The organism is Garicola koreensis (genome assembly GCF_014195445.1).
In the GTDB taxonomy this organism is placed as follows: domain Bacteria; phylum Actinomycetota; class Actinomycetes; order Actinomycetales; family Micrococcaceae; genus Nesterenkonia; species Nesterenkonia koreensis.
Genome location: NZ_JACIBT010000012.1, coordinates 1 through 25,773, shown reverse-complemented (window position 1 = coordinate 25,773; position 25,773 = coordinate 1). Strand labels below are relative to the sequence as shown.

General features: G+C 65.1%; 23 protein-coding genes, 1 tRNA gene and 1 pseudogene. 8 read left to right on the top strand and 17 right to left on the bottom strand.

Annotated elements, in window-relative coordinates:
• The 4 genes and pseudogenes from FHX47_RS09455 to FHX47_RS09440 form a co-directional block, all read right to left on the bottom strand.
• A pseudogene (locus tag FHX47_RS09455) lies at positions 1–1,169 on the bottom strand (hypothetical protein); the annotation flags it as partial.
• A 60-nt stretch (positions 1,170–1,229) separates the two neighbouring features.
• Positions 1,230–1,637, bottom strand: a complete 408-nt coding sequence (locus FHX47_RS09450; protein WP_183358695.1) for a DUF4282 domain-containing protein — start codon at positions 1,635–1,637, stop codon at positions 1,230–1,232.
• A gap of 89 nt (positions 1,638–1,726) precedes the next feature.
• Positions 1,727–2,911, bottom strand: coding sequence for a cystathionine gamma-synthase (locus tag FHX47_RS09445; RefSeq protein ID WP_183358694.1), 1,185 nt, complete (start codon positions 2,909–2,911; stop codon positions 1,727–1,729).
• A 2-nt stretch (positions 2,912–2,913) separates the two neighbouring features.
• Entirely contained in the window at positions 2,914–4,482 is a 1,569-nt protein-coding gene (locus tag FHX47_RS09440) for a pyridoxal-phosphate dependent enzyme (RefSeq protein ID WP_183358693.1), read from the bottom strand.
• Positions 4,483–4,564: 82 nt separating this feature from the next.
• On the opposite strand from FHX47_RS09440, the gene FHX47_RS09435 reads away from it, so the two are divergent.
• Entirely contained in the window at positions 4,565–5,605 is a 1,041-nt protein-coding gene (locus tag FHX47_RS09435) for a DNA-3-methyladenine glycosylase family protein (protein WP_183358692.1), read from the top strand.
• Between the two features lie 27 nt (positions 5,606–5,632).
• On the opposite strand, the gene FHX47_RS09430 is transcribed toward FHX47_RS09435, so the two are convergent.
• Together FHX47_RS09430 and FHX47_RS09425 are read right to left on the bottom strand one after the other, a co-directional pair.
• Complete coding sequence (locus tag FHX47_RS09430) at positions 5,633–6,019, bottom strand: thioredoxin family protein (RefSeq protein ID WP_183358691.1); 387 nt, start codon at positions 6,017–6,019, stop codon at positions 5,633–5,635.
• A gap of 122 nt (positions 6,020–6,141) precedes the next feature.
• Positions 6,142–6,223 (bottom strand) — tRNA-Tyr (locus tag FHX47_RS09425).
• Between the two features lie 370 nt (positions 6,224–6,593).
• On the opposite strand from FHX47_RS09425, the gene FHX47_RS09420 reads away from it, so the two are divergent.
• Both FHX47_RS09420 and FHX47_RS10680 read left to right on the top strand, forming a co-directional pair.
• Complete coding sequence (locus FHX47_RS09420) at positions 6,594–8,288, top strand: sodium:solute symporter family protein (protein WP_183358690.1); 1,695 nt, start codon at positions 6,594–6,596, stop codon at positions 8,286–8,288.
• Between the two features lie 2 nt (positions 8,289–8,290).
• Positions 8,291–8,422, top strand: coding sequence for a putative transporter small subunit (locus FHX47_RS10680; RefSeq protein ID WP_221206325.1), 132 nt, complete (start codon positions 8,291–8,293; stop codon positions 8,420–8,422).
• A gap of 54 nt (positions 8,423–8,476) precedes the next feature.
• Here FHX47_RS10680 and FHX47_RS09415 read toward each other — a convergent pair whose 3' ends face one another.
• The 9 genes from FHX47_RS09415 to FHX47_RS09375 all read right to left on the bottom strand — a co-directional run bounded on the left by FHX47_RS09415 (position 8,477) and on the right by FHX47_RS09375 (position 18,666).
• On the bottom strand, positions 8,477–9,118 hold the full coding sequence (locus FHX47_RS09415) for a hypothetical protein (protein WP_183358689.1): 642 nt from the start codon (positions 9,116–9,118) through the stop codon (positions 8,477–8,479).
• A complete protein-coding gene (locus FHX47_RS09410) occupies positions 9,115–10,275 on the bottom strand; it encodes an OmpA family protein (RefSeq protein ID WP_183358688.1) in 1,161 nt (386 codons plus the stop codon). Before FHX47_RS09410 ends, FHX47_RS09415 begins: the two co-directional genes overlap by 4 nt.
• A gap of 93 nt (positions 10,276–10,368) precedes the next feature.
• Positions 10,369–11,373, bottom strand: coding sequence for a sugar phosphate isomerase/epimerase family protein (locus tag FHX47_RS09405; protein ID WP_183358687.1), 1,005 nt, complete (start codon positions 11,371–11,373; stop codon positions 10,369–10,371).
• 26 nt (positions 11,374–11,399) lie between these two features.
• Positions 11,400–12,587: a Gfo/Idh/MocA family protein gene (locus FHX47_RS09400; RefSeq protein ID WP_183358686.1), complete on the bottom strand. Its 1,188-nt coding sequence runs from the start codon at positions 12,585–12,587 to the stop codon at positions 11,400–11,402.
• 89 nt (positions 12,588–12,676) lie between these two features.
• Entirely contained in the window at positions 12,677–13,540 is an 864-nt protein-coding gene (locus tag FHX47_RS09395; protein WP_183358685.1) for a sugar phosphate isomerase/epimerase family protein, read from the bottom strand.
• A gap of 74 nt (positions 13,541–13,614) precedes the next feature.
• Complete coding sequence (locus FHX47_RS09390; protein ID WP_183358683.1) at positions 13,615–14,880, bottom strand: substrate-binding domain-containing protein; 1,266 nt, start codon at positions 14,878–14,880, stop codon at positions 13,615–13,617.
• Between the two features lie 107 nt (positions 14,881–14,987).
• On the bottom strand, positions 14,988–16,031 hold the full coding sequence (locus FHX47_RS09385) for an ABC transporter permease (RefSeq protein ID WP_183358681.1): 1,044 nt from the start codon (positions 16,029–16,031) through the stop codon (positions 14,988–14,990).
• The gene (locus FHX47_RS09380; RefSeq protein WP_183358679.1) at positions 16,028–17,158 is read right to left on the bottom strand and encodes an ABC transporter permease; all 1,131 of its coding nucleotides are present in this window, start codon (positions 17,156–17,158) and stop codon (positions 16,028–16,030) included. Before FHX47_RS09380 ends, FHX47_RS09385 begins: the two co-directional genes overlap by 4 nt.
• Positions 17,155–18,666 carry a sugar ABC transporter ATP-binding protein gene (locus FHX47_RS09375; RefSeq protein WP_183358677.1) on the bottom strand — a complete coding sequence of 504 codons (1,512 nt, stop codon included), beginning with the start codon at positions 18,664–18,666 and terminating at the stop codon, positions 17,155–17,157. The genes FHX47_RS09380 and FHX47_RS09375 overlap by 4 nt, the downstream gene beginning before the upstream one ends.
• 106 nt (positions 18,667–18,772) lie before the next feature.
• Here FHX47_RS09375 and FHX47_RS09370 point away from each other — a divergent pair, with 106 nt between their 5' ends.
• Positions 18,773–20,011 carry an ROK family transcriptional regulator gene (locus FHX47_RS09370; RefSeq protein WP_246328153.1) on the top strand — a complete coding sequence of 413 codons (1,239 nt, stop codon included), beginning with the start codon at positions 18,773–18,775 and terminating at the stop codon, positions 20,009–20,011.
• 95 nt (positions 20,012–20,106) lie between these two features.
• Positions 20,107–20,595 carry a YajQ family cyclic di-GMP-binding protein gene (locus FHX47_RS09365; protein WP_183358675.1) on the top strand — a complete coding sequence of 163 codons (489 nt, stop codon included), beginning with the start codon at positions 20,107–20,109 and terminating at the stop codon, positions 20,593–20,595.
• A gap of 12 nt (positions 20,596–20,607) precedes the next feature.
• Here FHX47_RS09365 and FHX47_RS09360 read toward each other — a convergent pair whose 3' ends face one another.
• Positions 20,608–21,846: a Na/Pi symporter gene (locus tag FHX47_RS09360; RefSeq protein ID WP_343064361.1), complete on the bottom strand. Its 1,239-nt coding sequence runs from the start codon at positions 21,844–21,846 to the stop codon at positions 20,608–20,610.
• Between the two features lie 329 nt (positions 21,847–22,175).
• On the opposite strand from FHX47_RS09360, the gene FHX47_RS09355 reads away from it, so the two are divergent.
• Positions 22,176–23,057, top strand: a complete 882-nt coding sequence (locus tag FHX47_RS09355) for a M48 family metalloprotease (protein ID WP_183358674.1) — start codon at positions 22,176–22,178, stop codon at positions 23,055–23,057.
• A gap of 17 nt (positions 23,058–23,074) precedes the next feature.
• Here the strand turns inward: FHX47_RS09355 and FHX47_RS09350 are convergent, their stop codons facing one another.
• Positions 23,075–24,496: an FAD-dependent oxidoreductase gene (locus FHX47_RS09350; RefSeq protein WP_183358673.1), complete on the bottom strand. Its 1,422-nt coding sequence runs from the start codon at positions 24,494–24,496 to the stop codon at positions 23,075–23,077.
• 261 nt (positions 24,497–24,757) lie between these two features.
• On the opposite strand from FHX47_RS09350, the gene FHX47_RS09345 reads away from it, so the two are divergent.
• Both FHX47_RS09345 and FHX47_RS09340 read left to right on the top strand, forming a co-directional pair.
• Positions 24,758–25,189, top strand: coding sequence for a hypothetical protein (locus tag FHX47_RS09345; protein ID WP_183358672.1), 432 nt, complete (start codon positions 24,758–24,760; stop codon positions 25,187–25,189).
• A 2-nt stretch (positions 25,190–25,191) separates the two neighbouring features.
• Complete coding sequence (locus FHX47_RS09340) at positions 25,192–25,734, top strand: HIT family protein (RefSeq protein WP_183358671.1); 543 nt, start codon at positions 25,192–25,194, stop codon at positions 25,732–25,734.
• The last annotated feature ends 39 nt before the right edge of the window (positions 25,735–25,773 follow it).

Genomic DNA, 25,773 nt, shown 5'->3' with positions numbered 1-25,773 from the left:
GCCGAGCCGTTGCTGATGGTCATGTCCACTACCTGGTAGATCACCACGGGGACAACGACGATCAGGGCATGGGCGCCGAGCACACGGGGGACGCCGGATGCTGACGGCAGAAGGTACTCGACCTTCCTGCGCACCCTGGTGAAGATTCCTGAACCGACAGAGAGCACCAGTCCGATGAGCAGGTAGAAGAGAAACGCGGTCAGGAACATGCTGCCCCCAGCGGCGTTCCCGTTCATGGAAAGCACCGTCTCGGAGGCGTCAATGCCCAGGAACCCGCCCAGCTGTTGAGCCTGGCCGTCCGCGGCACCCTCAAGCGCGGCGAAGTCAGTCAGGCTCAGACCGTGACGGAAGGAGAAGAGCCACGTCACCAGCAGGGTCACCCCCGCCATCACCAGGGCCAGCACGACGTTGGCGATCAGCCGGCCCAGACGCGGCACCTCGGTGATGGCCCTCTGGCGCGTACGCCTGAGCACAGTGCGCCCGACCCAGACCGCCACGAGCATAGCCAGCGCGAGGTAGAGGAGGTTCGGTGCCCACAGGTTCCCACCCATGTCACCTCCTGTGGGCAGCATCTGGGTCATGCTCTCGTGCATGGAGATGCTGACGCCGAACGTCCCGAACAGCCACACCGCGGCGATCTGAAAGGGCAGGGTGAGGAACAGGATGAAGGCCGAAGGACCGAGGTCCATGCCGGTGGGCATGTCGGGAACCTGCGCGCTGAGGTCCTCACTGCCGCTGAGCAGCAGCCCGATGGTGAGCCCGATGACCGACACCAGTGCCAAGAGCAGCAGCGTCACGTAGGCCGTGGTCTGGCTGATCACCAGCGCCAGCCAGTGGCTGCGTCTCATGGACTTCAGGGAGTCTGGAACTTTGACGGTGATCTCCGGTGCCCTGGCGTACTGGCGCGGCTCAGCTGCAGACCCTGCACCGGCGCTGGCGGAGGACTGCCCCGCCCCGCCGGCGTCGTCCTGCGGTCCAGGCGCCGCAATGGGCGCCTCGTCGGGTTGATCGTAACCGGGCTGGTCATGACCGGGTTGGCTGTGCCCGTGTGGGGACTCGTCGCTCGGAGTTGCGTCGGGCGGCTGCGGTGGCCTGTACCCCGGTGGTGGACCCGGCGGTGGGGGTGTGGGCGAAGCGTCCCGATCGCGGTGCCCCTCGTTCTCACTCATCTGTGGCCTGTGCACTCCTGGACGTCATAGTTGTAGTCTGCGGAAAGGGTACAAAGGGTTTCAGCCGCGCTGGGACATGTCCCAGCGCAGGTTCTCAAGTTCGGATTTGGTGGCTGCGGTGTTCTGAGCAGTACGGATCATCGCCACGTACAGCTCCAGAGTCAGCCGCACCAGAATGAGGTAGAACGGCGCTAGGATCACCACCAGCACCAGCGTGAAGAAGCCGACGAGAGGCTCCTCGGTCATGGTGACGAACGCAAGTATGACTCCGATCAGCGTGAAAATACCGATCAGCACCAGCGCAATCCCGTAGATGATTGCCGCAAATTTGATAGTGACGAAACTTTTGAAGCTGAAGTCGAATAGTGCTTTGAAGAAGCCGGTTGTGTCAGGTCCCGCCTGACGTGGCGGAGGGCCGTAGCCGCCCTGAGGCTGTTCCCAGTTCTCTGAGCTCGGTGGCTGTGTCATGAGATCCTCCATCAAAGATGTTGTGTCCGTTCCCGGTCGACGGCGGACGGCCGCCTGCCTGCCAGATTACAACAGTCTGCGACCGGGCCTCAGAGTCCTCCGAGGGCCTCCTCCAAATCGGTGATCAGGTCCTCAACGTCTTCGATGCCCACCGACAGCCGCAGCAGATTCTCTGGTACGGCCAGTTCCGTGCCGCGCACTGAGGCGTGAGTCATCTCATGGGGGTAGTTCATCAGCGACTCCACCCCGCCCAGTGACTCCGCAAGGATGAACCAGCGCGTCGCCTCAGCCACTTTGCGGGCTGCCGGTTCGCCCCCGGCCAGCTGGATGGACACCATGCCGCCGAAGCCGCTCATCTGCTGCTTTGCCAGTTCGTGTTCGGGGTGGCTGCTCAGTCCGGGGTAGAGCACCCGTTCCACTGCTGGATGGTCCTGGAAGTGTTCTGCCACAGTCTGGGCGTTGCTGCAGTGACGGTCCATCCGCACCCCGAGGGTCTTCAGTCCGCGGGTGGTGAGGTAGGCGTCCAGGGGCCCGGAGACCGCGCCGACGGCGAACTGCTGGAAGGCGACCTTCTCAGCCAGATCATCGGCGGAGTCGCCGAAGCCCAGAACGACGGCGCCGCCGACCACATCAGAGTGTCCGCCGATGTATTTGGTGGTCGAATGCACCACGACATCGGCTCCGAGTGCCAGCGGCGTCTGCAGGTAGGGGGATGCGAAGGTGTTGTCGACCACCAGCAGCGCACCGTTGGCACCGGCGATATCAGCAAGTGCGGCGATATCGGTGATGCTCATCAGGGGGTTCGACGGAGTTTCCACCCACAGCATGGTGGCATCCTCGTGCTGCAGCTCTGCGGCGATGCGGTCGTGATCGCTGAGGTCGACCGGAGTGTTGGTCACACCCCAGGCGGCGTGGACCTTCTCGAACAGTCGGAAGGTGCCGCCGTAGGCGTCATTTCCCATCACGATCCGTTGACCCGGGCGCATCAGACCGCGGACCACGGCGTCCTCGGCGGCCAGCCCGGAGCCGAAGCTGAAGGCGTGCTTTCCACCCTCCAGGGCAGCCAGTTGGGCCTGCAGGGCGGTGCGGGTGGGGTTGCCGGCCCGACCGTAGTCGTAACCGTTGCGCAGGTTTCCGATACCGTCAGGGGCGAAGGTGGTCGACAAGTGCAGCGGGGGCACCACAGCTCCGTAGACCTGATCGACCTGTTGACCGGTGTGGATGGCATGGGTGGCAAAGCGCGGCCCGGTGCCGGCGTCGTCGTGGTGAGTCATGGTCAGTTCTCCTCGTCTGCACTGGTCTGTTCAGTGCTGCCCTGTTCGGTGCTGTGCTGTTCGGTGTCGGCGAGGTGGGCCAGCAGGTCGTTGCGGGTGAGCACCCCGACAATATCGCCGTTGTGGGTCACCAGGAGGGTCGGGCTGGTCCGCAGTTTGCTCAGCAGCTGCGGAACCGTCTCGGTGATGCCGGCCAGGGGAAGGTCAGCCCGGAGATGCTCGGTGACCAGCTCATCGTGTGCCGCCTCACCAACAATGATGTTCTCGGAGAGCTGGGCAAGATCCACGACGCCGCGCACCTCTCCGATGCGCGCAGTGCCGGCGGGCCGGTCGATGATCGGCACAATGTCCACCCCGTAGCGGTTCATCACACTGACTGCCTCGCGCAGCGTGGTGTCTGTGGGGACGGAGATGACAGCCGGCAGCGCACTGTCAAGCAGGTCCCGCTTCGCGCCGAGGACGCTGCCCGCCGTCGCCGTGTGGGCACCGGCGGCCGCCTCGGCAGACGGATCAGCGGCAACGGTTCCGGCGGCCACAGCGGCGCTGACCTCCTGCGTGGTCTTCACACTGATCTCGGTGCCGGATGAACCGGAGCGGGAGACCACCTCGCCGAAGCCGTGGTCGATCATCCAGCGGTCGTTGAAGATCTTTCCCAGGTAGCCGCGTCCGGAGTCAGGCAGTACGGCGACCACCACGTCGTCGGGGCCGAGGTCCTTGGCCACCTTCAGTGCGGCAGCCACTGCAGTGCCGGAGGAGCCCCCGACCAGCAGGCCCTCCTCGGTGACCAGCCGCCGGGCCATTCCGAAGGATTCGGCATCGGTGATGGCATGCTGCTCATCCGGGACTTCGGGATCGTAGTTGGGGACCCAGATGTCTTCGCCGACTCCCTCCACGAAGTAGGGCCGGCCCTCGCCGCCGGAGTAGACGGAGCCGTCGGGGTCTGCCACCACCACCCGCACCGGCCCGGATTCACGCTCGGCCGAGACCTCTTTCAAATAGCGTCCGGTGCCGGTGACGGTGCCGCCTGTGCCGGCGCCGACCACCAGGTGAGTGACCTGACCCTCGGTGTCCTGCCAGATCTCCGGGCCGGTGGTCTCGTAGTGACTGGCCGGGGCCGCAGGATTGGAGAACTGGTCCGGTTTGTAGCCGCCGGCGATCTCCTCAGCCAGCTGATCTGAGATTCCGTAGTAGCTCAGCGGTGACTGTGCGTCGACGCCGTCGGGCCCCACCACCACGTCGGCCCCGTAGGCACGCAGCACATCACGCTTCTCCTGGGCGACCTTCGACACGGCCACGAACACGGACCGGTAGCCCTTCTGCTGGGCGACCATGGCCAGCCCCACCCCCGTGTTGCCAGACGTGGGCTCCACCACGACGCCGCCGGGGGTGAGCTTTCCCTGCTCCTCAGCTTCTTCGATCATTTTCAGCGCGATCCGGTCCTTGATGGATCCGCCGGGGTTGAGATACTCAAGCTTGACCAGGACGGTGGCGGTGATTCCCTCGGTGACGCTGTTGAGCTTCACCATCGGGGTGCTGCCGATCAATTCGACGATGGACTGCGCGTAGTTCATGGTCACCAGGCTACCGGCGGGCACTGACGCCGCCTACCTCCATCGACTCATAAGGCAATCTGCGCGTTTTACAGTAGGGGGCATGGTGCACCGAGAAGAGTCGTTCGTGGACTTCGGGGCACCCTATGATCTGTCGCGCACGCTCTCAGTGCTGCAGCGCGGCCGCGGCGACCCGGCTGTGCAGGTCGACCCGGGGGACTACACCCGCACTGCCGGAGGGACCCCAGGTGCCGGGGCTTGGCTGTGCCGACGAGTTTATGGGCCCGGATCCGAGGGATCTGGGACCGAGCTGGGCCAGCTCACCTACCGGTTCGATCAGCTGGACGCCTCAGTCGTCCGAGTCCGTGCGCTGGCCACCTCTGAGCAGGCGGCCGGTGCCGCAGTGCGGAGCGCGCCGACGCTATTGGGCGCCGACGACGACTGGGGTCCGCTTCAGCAGCTCCTGAAGGCTCGCGATGATCGCACCTCGACGCTGCTGGCCCGGCTCAGGCACCGCTTCCCGGGCCTGCGGCTTCCTGCCACCGGGGCCCTGTTCGACCAACTGGTGACCGCGACCCTGGAGCAGAAGGTCACTCACGGCCAGGCCCGCCACACGTGGCGCAACCTGCTGCGCCAGCACGGAGAGCGCCCGCCCACGGCTGCAGGACTCGCCCCACCGCAGGGCATGCGGCTGCCCCTCTCCGGTGCCCAGCTGAAGCGGGTGCCCAGCTGGCAGTGGCACCGCATGTGGGTCCAGCCGCCGCTGGCCAGGACAGTCCTGCAGGTGACCCAACGCGCCGGCAGCATTCACCGCCTGGCGTGGGCCACCGGCCTGAGTACATCCAGCGTGGGCGAGCTCGCCGAACGGCTCACCGCAGTGCCCGGAGTGGGCCCCTGGACCACCGCAGAGGCGCTGCAGCGCTCCCATGGTGCCGCTGACCTGCCTGCGGTCGGCGATTTCCATCTGGCCCATTTTGTGGGCGAGGCGCTGACGGGCAGGCGCACCGACGACGACGGCATGCTGGAGCTGCTGGAGCCCTTCCGCCCGCACCGGCAGCGCGTGGTGCGGCTGCTGGGACTCTCCGGGTTTCGGCATCAGCGCTTCGGCCCGCGGGTGGCGCCGGAGGATCACCGCCAGCGCTGAGCTGTTCTGAGCTGTGCTGCCGCGGCATCAGCCCTGCGGAGACTGCTCTTCCTCGTTGCCCTGCTCGGCGACCTGCTTGTGCACTTCCTCCATGTCCAGGCCCTTGACCGCGCCGATGACCTCGTCCAGCTGCTCGGCGTTCAGCGCGCCGGGCTGGGAGAAGACCAGCACGTTCTCACGGAAGGCCATGATCGTGGGGATGGACGAGATGTTGGCTGCCGCGGCGAGCTCCTGCTGCGCCTCGGTGTCTACCTTGCCGAAGATGATCTCCGGGTGCTGCTCGGAGGCCGCACTGTAAACGGGGGCGAACTGCTTGCACGGGCCGCACCAATCGGCCCAAAAATCAATGAACAGAATGTCCGACTCATCGAGGGTCTTCTGAAAGTTGTCCTGGGTCAGGTCAGTAGTTGCCATGGGGGCCACGATACGGCAGACATCCTAGGAAGTGGAGGCACAGTGCGCGTTACGCAGTAGGTGAAATGCCCCGGCAGAAGAAGGGACCCCGACAGCTTTCGGGGTCCCTTCTGTTCCTGCGGTGGCGGGCGAGGGATTCGAACCCACGTAGGCAATGCCAGCTGATTTACAGTCAGCCCCCTTTGGCCGCTCGGGTAGCCCGCCAAGATGGCGCCCTGCGCGCAAGGCACCTGACAACTTTACCGAAGACCCTGAAAATTCTCGAATTCAGAGCCACCCCGCCCGCATCGGCCACTGATGACCTCTCTAAAAACTCGCCCTGTACCGCCCCAAGGGCCCCTGGTGAGGGAGGTTTCCTGTGGTGTGCCTCACATAAGAATCCATTCAGGAACCGCGAATATCCGCGTGATAGACGCGAAGAAGGCCATTCGTTCGATGGGGCCGCAGAATAGGGCAGGCCAAGTTCCGGCTTATGCTGATCGCTGGCGCACCTGGCGGCCCTATGAGATTTTCCTGAAATTTCGCTGGCAACGTCGCGCCCTGAAACCACGGGTACATGCACGGAAGGAACTCAATGGACAGCAGTTCATCTATTCTCAGCACCGGTACGGTGCTGATTCTCCTCTTAGCGTTCTATGGAATTACGTTGTTTGTGGCTCTGCGGATCCGCAAAAGGAAGGAAAATGCCGACGCCTACATGACCGCCGGAAACCGCGTAGGTTTCGGAATTGCCGCAGCGAGTATGACGGCCACCTGGATTTGGGCCTCCTCGCTCTACGCATCAGCAACCTCCGGCTACACCTACGGAATCTCCGGTCCCATCCACTACGGCCTCTGGGGCGCGCTGATGATCCTGTTCATCTACCCCTTCGGACGGCGCATCCGCAAAGTGGCCCCGAAGGCCCATACGCTGGCCGAAATCATGCGCGCCCGGCACGGCAGCTCCAGCCAGCTGATGCTTGCCGGCTCCAATGTGGTCGGCAGCCTCATCAGCCTGATGAGCAACTTCGTCGCCGGCGGCGCCATCATCGCGCTCTTCTCACCACTTTCGTTCGTCCAGGGCACCCTGATTGTCGCCGCCGGCGTGCTGCTCTACACCTTCTGGTCGGGATTCCGCGCGTCCTCCCTCACCGACGTCATGCAGGTGCTGGCCATGCTGCTGCTGGTGGGAATCATCATTCCGGTGATCTTCTTCGCGGCAGGCTTCCCCGCCGCCTTCGAATCCGGAGCCTCGAACCTGACTCCCCAGCAGTCGAACTTCTTCTCCTCCGAGGCGTTCATGTATCAGGGCGCCCCCTACATTGCAGCCGTGCTGGCGTATGCAATCGGCAACCAAACCATCGCCCAGCGGCTCTTCGCCGTACGCGAGGACCTGATCAAGCCCACATTCATCACCGCCACCATCGGCTATGCCGCAATGGTCATCGGGGTGGGCATGCTGGGCGTGCTCGCACTGTACCTCGGCATGGAGCCGATGAACGGCGACACCAACAACATCATCCCGCAGATGGCCGCAGAGTATTTGCCGACCGTGCTGGTGGGCCTGTTCCTGATAGTGATCATCGGCGCGCTCTCCTCCACCGCAGACTCTGACCTGTCGGCCCTGTCATCTATTGTGATGACAGATATCTACGGCCAGAACGTGGCTCGCCGCGGCAAGGCCAGCCCCAAGATGATGCTGTACGTGGGCCGGGTGACGATGATCCTGGCGACAACCACCGCCGTGGTGTTCGCAGGCCTGCAGATGGACATTCTGGACATGTTGGTCTTCGTCGGCGCACTCTGGGGCGCCCTGGTGTTCCCCGTGATCGCCAGCTTCTACTGGGAGAAGGTCACCAACGCCGCCTTCGTCACAGCAGTGCTGGCGGCCCTGGCGATCTTCATCCCGGTACGGTTCGGGCTGTTTCCGCTGGAGTACGCCATCTTCTCGCTGCCGGTGGACGTGCTTGCGGCAGTGGGCGTCGGCGTCATCCTGGGCCTGATGGCCTTCGGGTTCTTCGGGCTGCGCGCGGGCAAGATCACCGGTGTGGCAGCTGCCCTGATCACGCTTCCGTTCGCAGTGGGCTCACTGCACGAGTACACCGTGCTCAGCGCCTCCCTGGTCGCCTACGCGGTCAGCACGCTGATCGTACTGGTCATGTGCTGGCGCAACAGTTCGACCTTCGACTTCAGCACAGTGCAGGACCGCGTGGGCAACTTTGACAACAACGCCGCTGCATCTGAGACCGACGGTGATACGACGCTCAGCGCTGCCCGAAAGGAAGGCTGAATATGGAGACCATGCTGCTCACGACCTATGTGCTGATGTGGCCCGCCCTGGTCCTGATCGTCTTCGGGGTGCTGGTGCGAGGATTCATCAGTGACTGGCAGAAGGCCCGCGACGAGGGGCGCGACATGATCTGATCTGGCCCGCAGAGAACCCCCAGAGAGGACCCCGCAGCACGACGACGCCGCCACTCAGTGCTCGACTGAGACGGTCACGGGTTCAAAGTCGCCGTAGGTGACGTCCACCGATGTGACGCCGTCGGGCAAGGGCTCGTAAAGGATGTGCTGCATACGTGGACCAGAGCCGACGGCTTCCTGTCCGGTGCACAGGCAGAGCCGCTGTTCGTCTTCATTCCCGTATGCAGGCTGCGTGACCGTCAGCGGCTGGTAGGCGAGCTCCCCGGCGCTGTCTACCAGCTGCGGAAGCTCGCTCCAGTTGCGCGCGTCCATGTCGGCGTGGTCGTTCTCGGGGCTGCTGAGCTGGAAGGCCAGACGGGTGCCGGCGGCGGTCGAGTCCACCTCGAAGACCTCTAGGGTCTGGCCCTCCCAGGTGGCCGTGCCGACGGGCTCGGGGGCGGAGTACGCCTCAAAGAGCGCAGCCGACTGGTCTGTCCCCGGGGCGTCGTCGTCATCCTCCGAGGCCGGGGTGGGACTGCTGGCTCCGTCACTGGGCTCGCCGCTGGTCTCGTCTGCAGAACCCTCGCTGGAGTTGCCGCTGGTCTCGCCTGCGGCATCGTCACCAGCGCAGGCGCTAAGGCCAAGGACGACGGTGACCCCAGCGGTCAGCGCTGCCAGCCGTCGCACAGCAGCAAGCGCGCGATCCTGGCGATTCATGAGGCGTCTCCCGGGATAGTGATCGTCACTCTGCGGTTCTTCTGCTTGCCCGCATCAGTCTCATTGGAGGCGATGGGCTCGGTCTCGCCCTTACCGGCACTTTCGACCTCGATGTCATCAGGCAGGTGGGCAGTGATCTCCTCCACCACCGCCTCGGCGCGGCGCTCGGAGAGATCCTGGTTGTGTTCCTCGGTGCCGACCGAATCGGTGTGACCGGTGACAGTTATAGCGCCGGTGATGCCGGAGTCCTTGATTTGACCGGCGGCAGTACGGACCTCCGCAGCGGCGTTTTCGGTGAGGGCGGCCTCGTCGATGTCAAAGAGGACACTAGCGGAGATGTCGATGCTCGTCTGCTCTTCCTCCTCGCGGTTGGAGACCCCAGAGTCGAGGACCGCGGAGTTCTTCGAAAGGGAGTACACGAAGCGATCGAGGTCGCCGACCTCTTGAATGCTTGAGGGCTCGAGCTCGGGCCAACCGGTGCCGACCAGGATCGGCTCATCGGCATCCACCTCGGGCGTCATCTCCCCGTCCTCGACCGGGACATCGGTGAAAACCTTCCCGGCGACTTTGACCGTCGCGGACTCCAGTGACTCGGGCAGCTCCGGCAGGATGGCATACATCACATACGCCTTTCCGGGCGCAGGCTCGACGTCGACGCCGTACTCACTGGGCAGCGCAGTCAGGAAGTCGCTGCAGTAGCAGGCCTCCTGCTCATTAATGACAGGGGTGTAGGCCTTCATGCCCTCGACGTCGACGACGGCCACATCAGAGGTGGTCTCCCCGTGTGGGCGCTTCAGACCGAGTCTGGAGAGGGAATGGCTAAAGGTGTTGGTCAGGTCTGCTCGGTCACCGGACTCCGTGTCAGGAGTCCACCCGGCTGACCAGTACACCACGGTGGAGGAGTCGGCGCGTCGGACTCCGTGGAGGGACACCAGGGCCTGGCGGGTCGGGTCAACTGAGCCTGCGGACTGGCCTCCGACGGCTTGCCCGAGAACCGGGATGTCTGGTTCGGCGACTTCCGGCTCTGCCGCACCGGTGGCCGATGAGGTCTGCGCAGTCGCCGTCGCCGGCGCCGTTCCGATGAGCATCAACCCGGCAGCGAACCCGGCCACCGTCAGTGCACTCAATCTGGTGCTCTTACCGCGCATGCGAACCATTTCAAAAGTGTATAGGACCCCTCCCGGGCCGCACGGCAGGTGGGCCGCATTGCATCAGCTGCCACCGCCGGCGTCGTGGTGTGCTGGTGTCTGCTACTTGGTGGAGAACGCCGCGTCGAAGGCGGCCTGCGAGGGCTCGAACGCGTTGCTGCGGACAAACTCCAACGCCTGCGGGGCACCGATGAGTCGGTCCATACCGGCGTCCTCCCACTCCACTGACAGGGGGCCCTGATAACCGATCGCGTTGAGCATCCGGAAGGCATCCTCCCAGGGCACATCGCCGCGGCCCACCGAGATGAAGTCCCAGCCGCGCCGCGGGTCCCCCCACGGCAGATGCGAGGACAGCCGGCCGCTGCGACCGTCGGTCAGCCGCAGCTTCGTGTCCTTGCAGTGCACGTGGTAGATCCGGTCCTGAAAGTCCCAGAGGAAGCCCACGGGGTCGATCTGCTGCCACACCATGTGCGAGGGGTCCCAGTTCAGGCCGAAGGCCTCACGGTGGCCGATCGCCTCCAGGGTGCGCTGGGTGGTCCAGTAGTCGTAGGCGATCTCCGAGGGGTGGGGCTCCAGGGCGAAGCGCACCCCGACCTCGTCGAAGACGTCCATGATCGGGTTCCACCGGTCGGCGAAGTCGGTGTAGCCGGCCTCGACCAGCTCATCAGCGACCGGCGGGAACATCGCCACATACTTCCAGCTGGCCGATCCGGTGAAGCCGGTAACCGTGCTGACCCCCATCCGGGCTGCGGCACGGGCGGTGACCTTCAGCTCCTCGGCGGCGCGCTGCCGCACACCCTCGGGATCGCCGTCGCCCCAGATTCTGTCGGGAAGAATGTCGCGGTGGCGGGCGTCAATGGGGTCGTCACAGACGGCCTGGCCCTTCAGGTGGTTGGAGATCGCATAGACGCTCAGCCCGTTGCGCTCCAAGATGTCGAGCCGGTTCTGCACATAGGAGTCGTCCTCGGCGGCGCGCCAAGGGTCCAGATGGTCGCCCCAGGAGGCGATCTCGAGTCCGTCGTAGCCCCACTCGCCGGCGAGTCGGGCCACCTCCTCGAAGGGCAGGTCGGCCCACTGGCCGGTGAACAGGGTGACAGGTCGTGCCATAGTGATCATCTCCGCTCGTACGTGCTCTAGCTGGTCGGCGTCTGAATCTGGGTCCACCGGTTTTCGTTCAGGCTGGAGCGCTCGACGGCGTCGAGCACCCGCTGCACATGCAGGCCGTCATCAAAGGACGGGGTCGGGTCCTCCCCGGCGGCGATGGCTTCCACCAGGTCTACGACCTGGTGGGTGAAACCGTGCTCGTAGCCCAACGCGTGACCCGGCGGCCACCAGGCCTCCAGGTACGGATGCTCCGGCTCGGTGGCCAGGATCCGGCGGAACCCGGCGGTGCGAGCCGGTTCGGTCGCGTCATAGACTTCCAGCACGTTCATGTCTTCGAAGTCGAAGGCGATGGCTCCCTGGGTGCCGGAGAGTTCGATGCGCATGGCGTTCTTCCGGCCCCACGCGAAGCGTGAGGCCTCCAGCGACACCGTGGCCCCAGATTCCAGTCGGGCAGTCGCTAATGCGGCGTCGTCGACGGTGACCGGACCACGGCCGACGCCTGCGGTGCCGCTGAGCCCCGCCGAGGACTCCGCGACGGGCCGTTCGTGGACGAAGGTTTCCAGCATCCCGGAGACGCCGGCGAACCGCTGCCCAGTGAGGAAACAGGTCATGTCCACAATGTGTGCGCCGATGTCGCCCAACGCCCCGGATCCGGCCTTCTCCTTGTCCAACCGCCACCCCAGCGGGGCTTCGGCGTCGGCCAGCCAGTCCTGCAGATACTGGGCACGGACCTGTCGGATCTCACCGATCCGACCTTCGGCGATCAGCTGCTGGGCCAGCTGCAGCGCAGGCACCCGCCGGTAGGTGAAGCCCACCATGGAGCGCGCCCCGAACTCGCGGGCCCGGCGCGCGGCAGCGGCCATCGATTCGGCCTCCTCCACGGAGTTGGCCAGCGGCTTCTCCACCAGCACATGCTTTCCGGACGCCAGGGCGGCTTCGGCGATCTCTGCGTGACTGTCCCCGGGGGTGCAGATGTCGACCAGATCAACATCATCACGCTCCAGCACGGCACGCCAGTCGGTCGCCGCCTCCGCCCAGCCGAGCTTTTCGGCCGCGGCCTGGGTCCGCTCGGCGTCGCGGCCGACCAGCACGGCCATCTCTGGGACCAGCGGCAGGTTGAAGAACCGCGGGGCGCTCCGCCACGCCTGGGAGTGGGTCCGGCCCATAAAGGAGTGACCAATCATGGCGACCCGCAGGTGCGGTCGGTTATCAGTCATGGTGGTGATTCCTCCAAAGTAGGTTGCGGCGCCGGCGCAATCATGCGCCGATTCCTGCGTCTGAACGGGGTGGGGTGAGAAGATGCTGCTCAGGTCATCAGCTCGCGCAGGTGGGCAAGACCGTCGACGGCGATGGCATCCTGCGTGCGTGCCAGCGGCCGCCAGATGGAGGCAGCCGTGGCGATGGTGGCGTTGTCGGCGGTGAAGGACTCGATGCACAGCGGTCCGCGGTAGCCGGCATCGTTGAGGGCTTGGAGAACCGCGGGCCAGGGTAGGTGATCCGCGCCGGGTGCTCCGCGGTCGTTGGCACAGACCTGCACGTGAGCGATCCGGTCCCCTGCGCGGCGGATGGCTGCCGGGATGTCGGTTTCCTCGATGTTCATGTGGTAGATGTCCAGCAGCAGTCCGCACCCCGCGGCCGGCAGGTCGGCCAGGGCGTCGAGACCCTGGTCCACGGTGTTGATCAGGGAGGTCTCGTACCGGTTGAGCGGCTCGACGGCGACTTGGACTCCGGCCTCTTGGGCGTAGGCGACCACCGGACCCAGGTTTTGGGTGAGCTGGGCGTAGCACTCGCGCCGTTCGGCGTGGTTCATCCGCCACGTGCGTCCGACCGAAGCGTAGGCCGGCCCGGCGATGACTGAAGCACCGACGGCGTGGGCAGCATCCACGACCCCGCGCAGGTAGTCCTGGGTGCGGGCCACGGTGGCGGCGTCGGTGGCGACGAGCTCACGACCCTCGCCCATCACCAGGGTGAGGGTGGCGCCGAGTCCAAGGTCGCTGAGCAGACGCGCAGCAGCAGCCGGATCCCAATCACCGATGTTCTCCACCGGCAGCTCTATGAGGTCGAAGCCCCATGCTTTGATCTGCGGGGCGAGACGGCGCAGCGCGTCGTCGTCGAGCGGTGACGTCCAGACCCAGGTGTTGACACCAATCTGGTGAGGAGCCGAGCTCATCGATTCGAGGCCTCTCTGCTAGGGGTGCTGCGGGGGTGAGACTGGCCCACCCCCGCAGCGGGGTTCATCATGGGTCAGCGGTCCTGCCATGCCTCCGGGAAGCCGGGCAGATCCTCGCCGCCGAACTTGGCGTAGTGCAGGTCCGGCATTTCGGAGTTTGCCTCCAGGTACTCACCCAGGTCGTCCTCGGTGACCGGAGACTGTGGCAGCACCCATTCGGCAGGCACTTCCTCACCGTTCCAGATCATCTCGGCGGCCAGCACCGGGGTGCGCCACTGGAAGTTGGAGTAGGAGAGGCCCACGGCGTCCATGCCGGTCTCGTCCCACTTGCGCATGAAGCCCAGCTCGTCCTCACCCACAAAGGCCGGGTAGTCCATTCCCATGTCTTCGAAGGCCTCCACACCGGCCACCGCACCGTCACCGGCGTCCATCCAGATGCCGTCGACGTCGCCACGCTGCAGGTACTGGGTCACGATGTCCTTGATCTGGGCGGCGTCCCCCTCGGTGAACTCCACGCCCACGACCTCAAGGTCGGAGTCGGAGAAGATGTCGTTGGCCGCGCCCCAACGGTGCTCGAGCACGTCCACACCGGGAAGGATACGCAGGGCGAGGACCGAGTCGCCGGCCTCGAGGTTATCCACCAGGAACTCCGCCCCGGTGGCACCGTAGGCGTAGCCGCCGATCGGGTGGATGAAGGTCACCGCGCAGTCGGTGTTGACTCCGCGGTCGAAGACGATCACCGGCACACCGCTGTCACAGGCCTCCTCCACCGCGGGGGTGAGAGTGGCGGTGGTGGACGGGGAAATCATGATGGCCCCGCAGTCGCCGTCGTTGATGAAGGACTGGATGTCGGAGATCTGCTGGTTGTCGTCGTCAGCCGCGTCAGCCGTGCGGAACTCCCCGATGACACCCTCGTCCTGGAGGACTTCGACCTGCTCCTGCATGGTGATCCAGCCGGTCACGCGCCACGGGTTTCCGACCGAGGCGTTGGAGAAGCACAGGTCCTGTGGGCCGTCGACGGCGAACTCGGAGGTGTCGACCATCTCATCGACGTCGATCATCTGCATCCACGGGGTGTCCGGGTCGCCCTCAGGTTCCATGTCGCGCTGGGCGAGCTGACGCTCATACTCCTCGCGGACGAAGAACTCACCTTCCTCGGTGCCGCCGTCGGATCCGTCGTCGGCCTGCTCCGCGGTACCGTCATCGGTGCCAGCATCGGTTTCAGCTTCCTGCTCAACCTCCGTCTCGGCGTCGTCAGTCGGCGCGTCGGTGGTGCATGCGGTCAGGGTCAGTCCTATGGCGGTCAGGCCGCCTATGAGGATGCGATTACTACGGCGCATCTTTACGCTCCTTGGTTGCGAGTGAGTACAGGGATGGGTCGTCAGTGGCCGGGGCCTGCACCGGTCCGGGCCGGCTTGCGGGCAGTCAGGCTCAAGTCTTGGTCAGGTCATTCGGCTCCTGAGGGTTGGGGTTTGGTGGTGATCGGTTGGGCTGCGCGTCGGCGCCTTCGCCCCCAGAGGCGACGCGATCCGTAGGCCAGGGCGAGAATGATGATCACGCCCTGGATGGTCGGGTTCAGAGTTGAGGGCATGTCCAGCTGCACCAGCAGGCGCTCGAGCAGCCGGTAGGTCAGGGCCCCGGCCATCGCACCCACGATCCAGCCGCGTCCACCCCCGAGGACCACCCCGCCGAGCACGACGGCGGTGATGGCAGTGAACTCCATTCCGTCACCGACCTGCGCGGTCACCCCGGCGAATCCGCCGATAAGGATTCCGGCCACCGTGGCCAGCAGCCCGGAGAGCACGAAGGCAAGAGTGCGCACCTGCCACACCTGTGCGCCGGCGAAGGAGGCTGCCACGTCGTTGTCCCCGGTGGCGACGAGTGTGCGCCCGTAGGGCCCGCGCATCAGGAGCACCGTCAGGACGGCGATGACGATCATGATCAGGGCTGCGTACGGGATCTGCCGCAGGACGGGCACCTCGATTCCCATGCGGCCCCATTGACGGAAGGACTCCGACAGTGCTCCGGTCGGCGCTCCGCCGGTCCATAGCCGGATCGCGCCGGCCAGCACCAGCATCATGCCCAAGGTGGTGATGAAGGACGGCACCTTCAGCAGCGTGGTCACCAGTCCGTTGACCAGCCCCACCAACAGTCCGAAGCCCAGCATGAGCATGATGACCGGCCAGGTCCGACTCTCATCACCATCGATGAGCTTGGCCGCGATGACCACCTGGGCTCCCACGAGGCTGCCCACGGAGAGGTCGAACTCACCAGAGACGATGACGAAGTACTGTCCGGCGGCCAGGATGATCAATGGTGCGGCATTGCGCAGGAACGCCATCAACGAGGCAGGCTGGAAGAACGACGGGTTGAGCAGCAGCATGACCACCAGCAGGGTCAGCAGCACCACGAACACCGGTCCGGTGCCGCCGCCGAATATTCGGCGTACCGCACCCAGAGGTCCAGTGGCTGCAGGTGAGGCGGAACTCATTCGCTCTGCTCCTCTCGTGATCCGGCGCGTCTGGCCCTGCTGTCCCCAGTGGGTTCGGGAGGACTCGTTCCGGTGGAACCCTTGCGGGAGGCCGACTTTTCCCCGAAGCGCGCGCGACTCTTCGTGGGATCGATCTGCCGCCGGGCGTAGACGGCGACGGCGGCAATGATGATGATCCCGCGCAGGACATCGCGGAAGAACGGGTCGATCTGCAGCTGATTGAACATCGTGTCCAGGACGCCGAGGATCAGGACTCCGGCGATCGTGCCGGCGACTCCACCGCGCCCGCCCAGCAGCAGGGTGCCGCCCAGGACGACCGCCGCGATGGAGTCCAGGTCATAACCGGCGTCGTAAATCTGCGCCCCCACACCTGTGCCGAAGCGGGCGGCCAGCAGCAGCCCTGCCACGCCTGCCATCACGGAGGAGAACACGTGCGCAAGGATGATGGTGCGGTCTGTGCGGATGCCGGAGAGACGAGCCACCTCGTCGTTGCCCCCGACGGCGAACATTCTGTGCCCGGTCCGGGTGCGCTGCAGCATAATCACGCCGAAGACCGCAATGATGAGCATGATGGCCGCAGACAGGGGCACTAATCCGATGCGCGTGTAGCCGAAGGCTTGGAACGCACCAGGGACCTCCCCGGCCGGACCAGGATAGACGGTGTCGAGGTATCCCTTGATGATCAGCCCCGCGCCCAGGGTGGTGATGAAAGCATGCACCTTAAGCTTGGCCGTCACCACTCCGTTGAACAGACCAACGAGGGCCGCGACTCCCAGGCCGGCAGCAACCCCGAGGGGGATGCGGGAGGGGTCGCCATCCATGGTGGTGGCGGCAACTAGGCTGCTCAGAGCGGCGACGTAGCCCACCGACAGGTCAAGGGACCGGCACAGGATGACCATCGTCTGCCCAATGGCGATGAAGCCCAGCAAGCTGGAGCGGGTAAGAATGTCGACGATGTTCCCGCCGCTGAACAGGTTTTCCCCGTTCACCGCCATAAGGGCTGCACCGACTATGAGAGTGCCCAGCAGTGCGATGTAGATCAGCGGGATCGAGGTCAGAGGGGAACGCCGCTCTACCCGGTTGGTGCGCGCTGGCTGACCGCCGGCAGCAACGACGCCGTCACTCATGAAGCTGCCTCCACGTTGTCCTGTCCGGTCGCGAAGCTCATGACGGTCTCCTCGTCGGTATTGTGGGGCAGTTCGCCGCTGATCTCGCCGTCGTTCAGCACGACGATGCGGTCAGACATGCCGATGACTTCGGGCAGCTCAGAGGAGATCAGGATGATCGCCATCCCCTCGGCTGTGAGATCGCGCATCAGCTCGTAGACCGCACGCTTGGCACCGACGTCGATGCCGCGGGTGGGTTCATCCAGAACCATGACCTGTGGGTCAGTGACCAACCATTTGGCCAGCACCACTTTCTGTTGGTTGCCGCCGGAGAGGAGCCGCACCTCCTGCGCATCACTGGCTGCGGCGAGCTCCAGGGAGGACAGGATTCCCGATAATCGCGCAGCGCGGGAGGAGCCCCGTCCCGGCAGTGCTGCATCAAGGACCAATCGGGCATTGGCAGCGACGGACTGGTTGAGAGCCAGGCCTTCTGCTTTGCGGTCCTCTGTCACCAGTGCCAGACCAGCACGCACCGCCTGCCGCGGAGAGCGCGGGGAGAACGTCCTACCGTCCACGGTGATGCTGCCACGTGTGAAGCGCTCCACGCCGAAGAGTGCATGTGCGATCTCCGTCCGCCCGCTTCCCTGCAGACCCGCGAGGCCCACTATCTCGCCAGCACGGACGTCGAAGCTGATTCCGTTGAGCATGCGGTTGCCGCCCTGTCTGACACTGAGCCGGATGTCACCGATCTCCGTGCCCTCGCGCGGCTCGGGAAAGAAGGAGCTGATAGTGCGACCCACCATCTTGCGCACCAGCTCATCAGGTGTGATCTCGTTCGATTCGACGGTGTCGACTAAGGAGCCGTCTTTGAGCACGGTGATCCGATCACACAGGTCGAATATCTCCTGCAGCCGGTGAGACACGTACAGCACGGCGACGCCTCGCTCTCGCAGCCGTCCGATGAGCTGGTACAGCAGTTCGACCTCGTGATCAGCCAGGGCGGCGGTGGGTTCGTCCATGGAGATCAGACGCGCGTCAAAGGACATCGCCTTGACGATCTCCACCACCTGCTGCTGGGCGACTGAGAGGGTACGAACCTTGGCCCCGGCGTCGATGTCGACGATGCCCAGATCCTGCATCAGCGAGGCGGTGTCCTGCTCCATGCGGCGGCGCTGCACCAGCCCACCGCTGCGCGGTTCGCGGGCAAGATAGACATTCTCTGCCACGGTGCGCTCTGGCAGGAGATTGAACTCCTGGAAGACGGTCGCCACTCCTCCCCTCTGCGCCTGCAGGGGGTGGTCAAAGGAGACCTCCTTGCCATCGAGCTCGATACTGCCGGAGTCGGCCGTGTGCACGCCAGCAAGAGTTTTCATGACCGTGGACTTACCAGCGCCGTTCTCCCCGACGAGACCGTGGACCTCTCCAGCTTGGACAGTGAGATCAATCCCGTGGAGCACCTCGACGCCGAAAAAGGACTTACTGAGCCCACGGATGCGCAGCAGCTCACCATCAGGAGTCGGCGTGATCATAAACACACCATAAGCGGACTTCTAACGATCGTCAATCAAAAGTCTGATGTTCATCGTTTGATGTCTTGACTAGGACAATCAGAAGTCCGGGTGGTTTACTGTTGGTATGCCTACTGGTGTGATGTCGCTTGAGCCGCGGGGAGCAGCACACTCTCCTCTGCTGGCCGCACATCCGACGAGCCCAGGGAGCGTCTTCCAGCTGCTGCGTGACGGGGTCCCGCGGACCCGCGCAGACCTGGCGGCCCAGACCGGACTGGCCCGTTCCACCGTCTCTGCCCGCGTCGATGAGCTGTTGGGGGCCTCACTCATCGCCCCCTTCGGCGAGAACTCATCCACCGGGGGCCGCCCCCCGGCCACCTTTTCCGTCAACCCCGCGGCGCGCTGCGTGGTGGCCGTTGACCTGGGCGGCACCCATGCTCGCATCGCCGTCACTGACCTGGCCGGCGAAGTCCTAGCCGAGGAGGAGCTGGAGCTGGCCATCGATCAGGGTCCGGTTCCCGTGCTCGACACTGTCAGTGAGATCGCCCGGCGCCTGCTGGCTGAGGCCGGCTGGTCCCCCGAGAAGCTCATCGGCATCGGCATCGGCCTGCCCGGTCCGGTGGAGTTCGCCACCGGCAAGCCCACCAGCCCGCCGATCATGCCCGGCTGGGACGGCTTCGATGTGCCGGCCCACCTGCGCCGGACCTTTGATGTGCCGATCCTGGTGGACAACGATGTCAACGCCATGGTCTTAGGCGAGCACGACATGGTGTATCCGGATGTGGACCACATGATGTTCGTCAAGACTGCCACCGGCGTCGGCGCCGGAATCATCAGCGACAGCCAGCTTCAGCACGGCGCTCAGGGGGCAGCGGGCGACCTGGGGCACGTGGCTGTTCCGGACGGCGATCAGACCCCCTGCACCTGCGGGAACCTCGGATGCCTGGAGGCCGTCGCCTCCGGGGCTGCGATCGTGGCACGGCTGCGCGAACAGGGGTTCGACGTGACCGGTCAGGCCGAGATGGTGGAGCTGGTGCGTTCAGCCGATCCCGCCGCGGTCCGCACCGTGCGCCAGGCCGGCAGACAGGTCGGGGCTGTGCTGGCCAGCTGCGTCAACCTGCTCAACCCCTCGGTGATCGTCATCGGCGGCCTGGTCTCGACGGCCGGGGAGCACTTTCTGGCCGGAATCAGGGAATCGGTCTACTCCCGCTCCCTCCCGCTGGCCACCCAGCACCTGCGGATCGTGGGCACTGTGACCAGTGGCCGGGCCGGCGTGCTGGGTGCCTCCGCCATGGTCACCACCCACACCCTCTCGGCTGAGCACATCAACGCGATGCTCGCCGGATCCGGCCCCGCAGCCAGCTGACGTCCACGGCTACCCAGGGCAGAGGGCCGCAGCGGGCGTCGTCGTCGGTCATCTACGCTGTGGGGAGAACTGACCCGTCAGAGAAGGGAGCCTCCGTGGCGAAAGAATCGACGTTCGACATTGTGTCCAAGGTGGACAAGCAGGAAGTGAGCAACGCGCTCAACCAGGCGCAGAAGGAGATCGGGCAGCGCTACGACTTCCGCGGCACCGGCGCTTCGGTGGAGTTCTCCGGCGAAGCCATCACGATCAGCGCCAACTCTGAGGAGCGCGCCAAGGCAGTCAAGGACGTCTTCGGGTCCAAGCTGGTCAAGCGCGGCATCTCCTTGAAGTCCTTCGAGTCCTCCGACCCCAAGGCCTTCGGCAAGGAGTACCGGATTGAGGGGTCCATCAAGGAGGGGATAGACCAGCCCACCGCCAAGAAGATCTCCAAGCAGATCCGCGACGAGGGTCCCAAATCGGTCAAGGCCACCATCCAGGGCGATGAGCTGCGCGTCAGCTCCAAGTCCCGCGACGACCTTCAGTCGGTCATCGCGATGCTCAAAGACTTCGACGACGCCGATCTGCAGTTCGTCAATATGCGCTGAGCTGGTGGGGAGTCAGAGCAGGAAGATCAGGGCCAGCGGCAGGGCGAGGAACACCACGAGCACCCAGCCCACGGCGTAGGTTTTGCGCTCAACGGCGAGGTTCGCCAGCCACTGGGCGCCCTTGAGCGGCAGTTCGCGCATGCCCGGGATGCCGAAGATCAGCAGGGTGGCGAATACGTTGAAGAACAGGTGGACCAGGGCTGCGGTCAGCGCGATGGTGCCCAGCTCGCCGTCGAAGGCGAATGCGGCCACCAGTGCCGTCAGGGTCGTTCCGATGTTCGCCCCCAGGGTGAAGGGGTAGATCTGACGCAGGGTCAGCGCTCCTGAGCCGGCCAGCGGCACCATCAGTGCCGTCGTGGTCGAGGAGGACTGCACCATCGCGGTCACCAGGGCCCCGGAACCGATCGAGGTCAGTGGGCCGCGTCCGATGGCCGAGTTCAGCATGCGCTGCGCCCTGCCCACCAGCAGCGTCTTCAGTTTGCGTCCGATGAGGTTGATGACGGCCAGGATCAGAGCGATGGCGACTGCCATCATCGCCACCCCGGCCCAGATGCCCGGCAGCGGGCTCAGTGCCCATTCGATCAGCTCAGCGACCGGGGTGGTCGCACCCTTGACCACCGCCCCCACACCGCCGAAGATGGCGGCGAGGAAACCGGCGTCGGCGCCGGAGAGGACGTTGGCGGACGATGACGCGACGGTTTCCAGCAGCCCGAACATCATTTCCAGCGGCAGGAAGATCACCACGGCCAGCAGGTTGAAGAAGTCGTGGATCGTCGCAGCCGCGAAGCCCCTGCGGAACTGGGCCTTGTCGCGGACCATGCCCAGGCTGACCAGGGTGTTGGTCAGGGTGGTCCCAACGTTGGCGCCCAAGATGATCGGTACTGCGATCTCCAGGGGCAGCCCGCCGGCCACCAGGCCTACGGTGATGGAGGTCGTCGTCGATGATGATTGGATCAGTGAGGTGGCGGCAATGCCGACCATCAGCCCCACCAGGGGGTTGGATGCGAAGTCGAAGAGCTGGGCGGCCTGGTCACCGGCGGTCAGGGCGAAGCCTGAACCGATCACATTGACGGCGGTGATCAGCAGGTAGACGCAGGCTGCAACGATCAGCCAGTTCAGCGCGGTGTGAGTCCTGGTGGAGTTCCCGCCCACCGGGCTGCCCGGCTGCAGGTGCGGCGAGGATGTGGGGGGCTCGGCAGAGTGGCGGGGACGAGGCTTGTGCAGCTTCTCCGGCGCGGGCAGTACGGCCACAATCTCTCCGATCAGGTTTCGGCTCGACCATTCCGGTGGAACTGGAACGGTCTAGTTCCTGTACATGAAGAACACTCGCAGTTGAAGGTGAACTCTGGGTAAACAGGGTGGAAACCCCGCTCAATTTTTCCAATCTGTGGTCAATCTCACCGCCTGTGCCGGGCTGCTGGAGGTGGAAGAAGCGGCTGGGGTGGAATCCGCACGATCGGCATACCGGTGCTGCTCCTCTTGTGGAGCCTTCGGCAAGGCCGGGCGCATAGAATGCTGTTGTGCCTGCTTCAGGCTCCCCCCGGTCTGACGAACACTTAGAGAGTACGAGGTCAATACTTATGCACCAGCACCATGGACGACTGCGCACCGCCGGTCTGCTTGCATTCCTGTTCGCCATGGTGATGCTGGTCGGCGCCATCGTCGCCTACTCGACCTCCTCGCCGGCATTTCTGTTCCTCTTTGCCGGGATCGGCGTCGCCTCGGTGGCGTACTCGTACTGGAACTCCGATAAGATCGCGCTGCGCGCCATGAAGGCCTATCCGGTCAGCCGTGATCAGGCCCCGCAGCTCTACCAGATGGTCGAAGAGCTGGCTGAGCGAGCCCAGGAGCCGGCGCCGCGGATCTTCATCTCCCCGCAGCCGACCCCCAATGCTTTCGCCACCGGCCGCAATCCGGAGAAGGGCGTGGTCTGCTTCACCGAAGGCATCCTGAACCTGCTCACCGAGCGCGAGGTCCGGGCGGTCACCGGCCATGAGCTGATGCACATCTACAACCGCGACATCCTGATCTCGTCGGTGGCGGCCGCCGTCGCCGGGTTCCTGACCATGATCACCCAGTTCTTCATCCTCTTCGGCGGCGGACGGGGCCGCGGCGGCCAGGGCGGAAACCCGCTGGTGCTCATCGGTTCGCTGATCGCGGTGATCCTGATGCCGATCGCCGCCAGTCTGATTCAGATGGCGATCAGCCGCACCCGCGAGTACGACGCCGACGCCGACGGCTCCGAACTCTCCGGCGATCCGCTTGCCCTGGCCTCAGCCCTGGACAAGCTGCACAACGGCATTTCGCGCGTCCCGCTTGAGGAGGATCCGAAGCACGACGCCCACGCGCACATGATGATCGCCAACCCCTTCGGGGCCAAGGCTAAGCGGATGTTCGCCAGTCATCCGCCCATGGAGGATCGGATCGAGCGGCTGAAGCAGATGGCCGGGCCGCAGCAGTAGCCGGACCCGCCCGGCTGCTATACGCGGGAGCGGTGCACCATGTCGGCGCGGGGAACCACTTTGACGCGCTCACGCTCCACTGGGCCGGACTCGGTGGCCTGCTGACCCAGCTGCATCTCGTACTCGTCCAGCTTCAGCCAGCCCTCCCAGGTGGTGTACTGCACCCCGCGGGACTCCAGCAGCTCAATGACGGCGCTCTCCTGCGGGTCTTCGGCTTCGGGAAGCTGCTCGACGTCTTCGAGCAGGCAGCTGATGGTCTCGCGGGCATCGCCCTTGGTGTGGCCGATCAGGCCCACCGGGCCACGCTTGATCCACCCGGTGGCATAGGTGCCCGGGACGTGCAGGCCATCCGCATCCAGCACGCGTCCGGCCTCGTTGGTGATCACCCCGCGACGCTCGTCGAAGGGCACACCCTCCACGGAGGTGCCGTAGTAGCCCACCGCGCGGTAGACGGCCTGCACCTGGTAGTCGATGTGCTCCCCGGTGCCGGTGACATTGCCGGCGCCGTCCAGCTCCATGCGTTCAAACCGGATGCCAGCCACTCGGCCGGTGCCGGTGCCGTCGTCGTGCTTGCCCTCCAGGATTTCCACCGGCTGGTGCAAAAAGTGCAGGTGCAGGCGCTTTGACGCCTCTTCGGTGCGCTCCTCCTGCTCGACCAGCCAGTTGGTCAGCGTATTGACCATGGTTTTGATCTGGTTGTCGGACCTGATCGCCTCATCGGATGCCTCGTCGAACTCGAAATCCTCCTCCGAGAGCACAATGTCCACATCACGGCTGTGCGAGAGCTCCCGCAGCTCCAGCGGGGTGAACTTCACCTGGGCGGGGCCGCGGCGGCCGAAGATGCGCACATCGGTGGCCGGGGAGGCTTTCAGCCCGGCATAGACATTGTCCGGGATCTCGGTGGTCAGCAGGTCATCGGCGTGCTTGGAGAGCACTCGTGCCACATCCAGCGCCACATTCCCGTTGCCGATGACGGCGATCTGCTCAGCTTCCAACGGCCAATCGCGCGGGAAGTCGGGGTGACCGTCGTACCAGGAGACGAACTCCGCGGCCCCGAAGCTGCCGTGCAGGTGATTGCCGGGGATCTCCATGGACGCGTCCCTGATCGCACCTGTGGCGAAGATCACGGCGTCGTAGTGGACGCGCAGGTCCTCCAGGGTCAGGTCGCTGCCGATCTCCACGTTGCCCAGCAGCCGCACATCGCCGCGGTCCATCACCTTGTGCAGCGCCTGGATGATGCCCTTGATGCGTGGGTGATCGGGCGCGACGCCGTAGCGGATCAGCCCGAAGGGCGCCGGGTAGCGGTCAAAGAGGTCGATGGAGAAGGTCAGGTCGTGCTTCTTCTGCGCCTTGGCAAGGATGTCTGAGGCGTAGACTCCGGCGGGACCTGCACCGACGACGGCGATCCGGATGGGCCGGTGGGCGAACTTTTCAGACACGTTAGGGGCTGTTCCTTTCACGATGTTTTATCCGTGGCTTCGCGACGACGGCTTCGGGGGCGCGGGCGGCGTCGTCGGTTCCAAGATTTACCTCAGAACAGTATGCCCTATTGCACAACGTCATGTCTCACCGGTCTTCTTCCCGCACCGTCCTCTCTCCGTTCGGTCACGCATCCTGACCGCTTCTGCCCGGTTCTGCCCACCAAAGTGCAGTCATAGTGCGTGACCGAACGCGGCGGGGCGATCGCATAGGCTGGCATCATGGCGGAGATGTTCTTGGAGAAGTTCAAGGCCCTAGTACCGAAGTACCTGGATGATCAGTGGTCGCAGCAGGAGGGATACAGCCCCGAAGAGCTGGCGGAGCTGATGGCCGACTCCGAGCTTCCCGACCGGGCGCAGCTTCCCCTGGTTCTGGAGGAGCTCTACCTGGCCCTGGGCGCCTGTGAGGAGATCCTGGAGGCCCACCACTTCATCTTCGACCCTGATGAGCTGGTGACTGAGGACGGTTACCTGCTGTTCTTGGAGGATGAGGAGGAGCGCTGGGTCTGGGGCGTCGACGTCGCCGATGTGGGTGTGCCGGACCCGCTGATTCACCGGCGGAACAACGTCAAGCACCAGTGGACCCCCGAGGGAGCCACCGTCAGCGAGTTCCTCTTCGACCTGCTGGACTATTCGTTCCCGGAAGACGTGTGAGCATGGGCAATCAGCATCCGAACTACTCTGAAGAGCTTGCCCACCACGACGGCGACCCAGTGTGGGCATCCCATGAGCCGGACGGCTATGTGTGCCCGTTCTGCCAGCTGGCCGCCGGAACCGCCGACGACCCGGCCAACCGGTGCGAGCTGAGCGATCTGGTGTATCAGGATGCCGACGTGCTGGTGTTCATCGCCTGCGACGGCTTCGGCCCGCACGCCGGTCACGCGATGATCACCCCGGTCGCCCACCGGGAGGCACTCTACGACTTGGACGATGATCAGCTGACCAAGGTCAGCCTCTTCTCCCGGCATGTGGCGTTGGCGATCAAGCTGGCGTGGAACTCACCGGGCACCTCGGTGCGCCAGCACAATGAGCCCGCGGGCAATCAGCACGTGTGGCACTACCACCTTCATGTGTTCCCCCGCTATGAGGACGACATGCTCTACCGCCAGATCCGTCATCCCCTCGAGGTGGAGTTCCGCGCGCAGAAGGCCCGGGAGCTGAAGGCGGCCCTGGCACAGGTGCTCGCCGCCGCAGAGTGAGGCCGGCCACTGACCCGTTCGGGGCCGCCGAGTGAACGG

Excerpts from the sequence above, each read along its gene's own strand:
- FHX47_RS09450 (WP_183358695.1), bottom strand. The coding sequence starts at position 1,637 with ATGACACAGCCACCGAGCTCAGAGAACTGGGAACAGCCTCAGGGCGGC.
- FHX47_RS09445 (WP_183358694.1), bottom strand. The coding sequence starts at position 2,911 with ATGACTCACCACGACGACGCCGGCACCGGGCCGCGCTTTGCCACCCAT.
- FHX47_RS09440 (WP_183358693.1), bottom strand. The coding sequence starts at position 4,482 with ATGAACTACGCGCAGTCCATCGTCGAATTGATCGGCAGCACCCCGATG.
- FHX47_RS09435 (WP_183358692.1), top strand. The coding sequence starts at position 4,565 with ATGGTGCACCGAGAAGAGTCGTTCGTGGACTTCGGGGCACCCTATGAT.
- FHX47_RS09430 (WP_183358691.1), bottom strand. The coding sequence starts at position 6,019 with ATGGCAACTACTGACCTGACCCAGGACAACTTTCAGAAGACCCTCGAT.
- FHX47_RS09420 (WP_183358690.1), top strand. The coding sequence starts at position 6,594 with ATGGACAGCAGTTCATCTATTCTCAGCACCGGTACGGTGCTGATTCTC.
- FHX47_RS10680 (WP_221206325.1), top strand. The coding sequence starts at position 8,291 with ATGGAGACCATGCTGCTCACGACCTATGTGCTGATGTGGCCCGCCCTG.
- FHX47_RS09415 (WP_183358689.1), bottom strand. The coding sequence starts at position 9,118 with ATGAATCGCCAGGATCGCGCGCTTGCTGCTGTGCGACGGCTGGCAGCG.
- FHX47_RS09410 (WP_183358688.1), bottom strand. The coding sequence starts at position 10,275 with ATGGTTCGCATGCGCGGTAAGAGCACCAGATTGAGTGCACTGACGGTG.
- FHX47_RS09405 (WP_183358687.1), bottom strand. The coding sequence starts at position 11,373 with ATGGCACGACCTGTCACCCTGTTCACCGGCCAGTGGGCCGACCTGCCC.
- FHX47_RS09400 (WP_183358686.1), bottom strand. The coding sequence starts at position 12,587 with ATGACTGATAACCGACCGCACCTGCGGGTCGCCATGATTGGTCACTCC.
- FHX47_RS09395 (WP_183358685.1), bottom strand. The coding sequence starts at position 13,540 with ATGAGCTCGGCTCCTCACCAGATTGGTGTCAACACCTGGGTCTGGACG.
- FHX47_RS09390 (WP_183358683.1), bottom strand. The coding sequence starts at position 14,880 with ATGCGCCGTAGTAATCGCATCCTCATAGGCGGCCTGACCGCCATAGGA.
- FHX47_RS09385 (WP_183358681.1), bottom strand. The coding sequence starts at position 16,031 with ATGAGTTCCGCCTCACCTGCAGCCACTGGACCTCTGGGTGCGGTACGC.
- FHX47_RS09380 (WP_183358679.1), bottom strand. The coding sequence starts at position 17,158 with ATGAGTGACGGCGTCGTTGCTGCCGGCGGTCAGCCAGCGCGCACCAAC.
- FHX47_RS09375 (WP_183358677.1), bottom strand. The coding sequence starts at position 18,666 with ATGATCACGCCGACTCCTGATGGTGAGCTGCTGCGCATCCGTGGGCTC.
- FHX47_RS09370 (WP_246328153.1), top strand. The coding sequence starts at position 18,773 with ATGCCTACTGGTGTGATGTCGCTTGAGCCGCGGGGAGCAGCACACTCT.
- FHX47_RS09355 (WP_183358674.1), top strand. The coding sequence starts at position 22,176 with ATGCACCAGCACCATGGACGACTGCGCACCGCCGGTCTGCTTGCATTC.
- FHX47_RS09345 (WP_183358672.1), top strand. The coding sequence starts at position 24,758 with ATGGCGGAGATGTTCTTGGAGAAGTTCAAGGCCCTAGTACCGAAGTAC.
- FHX47_RS09340 (WP_183358671.1), top strand. The coding sequence starts at position 25,192 with ATGGGCAATCAGCATCCGAACTACTCTGAAGAGCTTGCCCACCACGAC.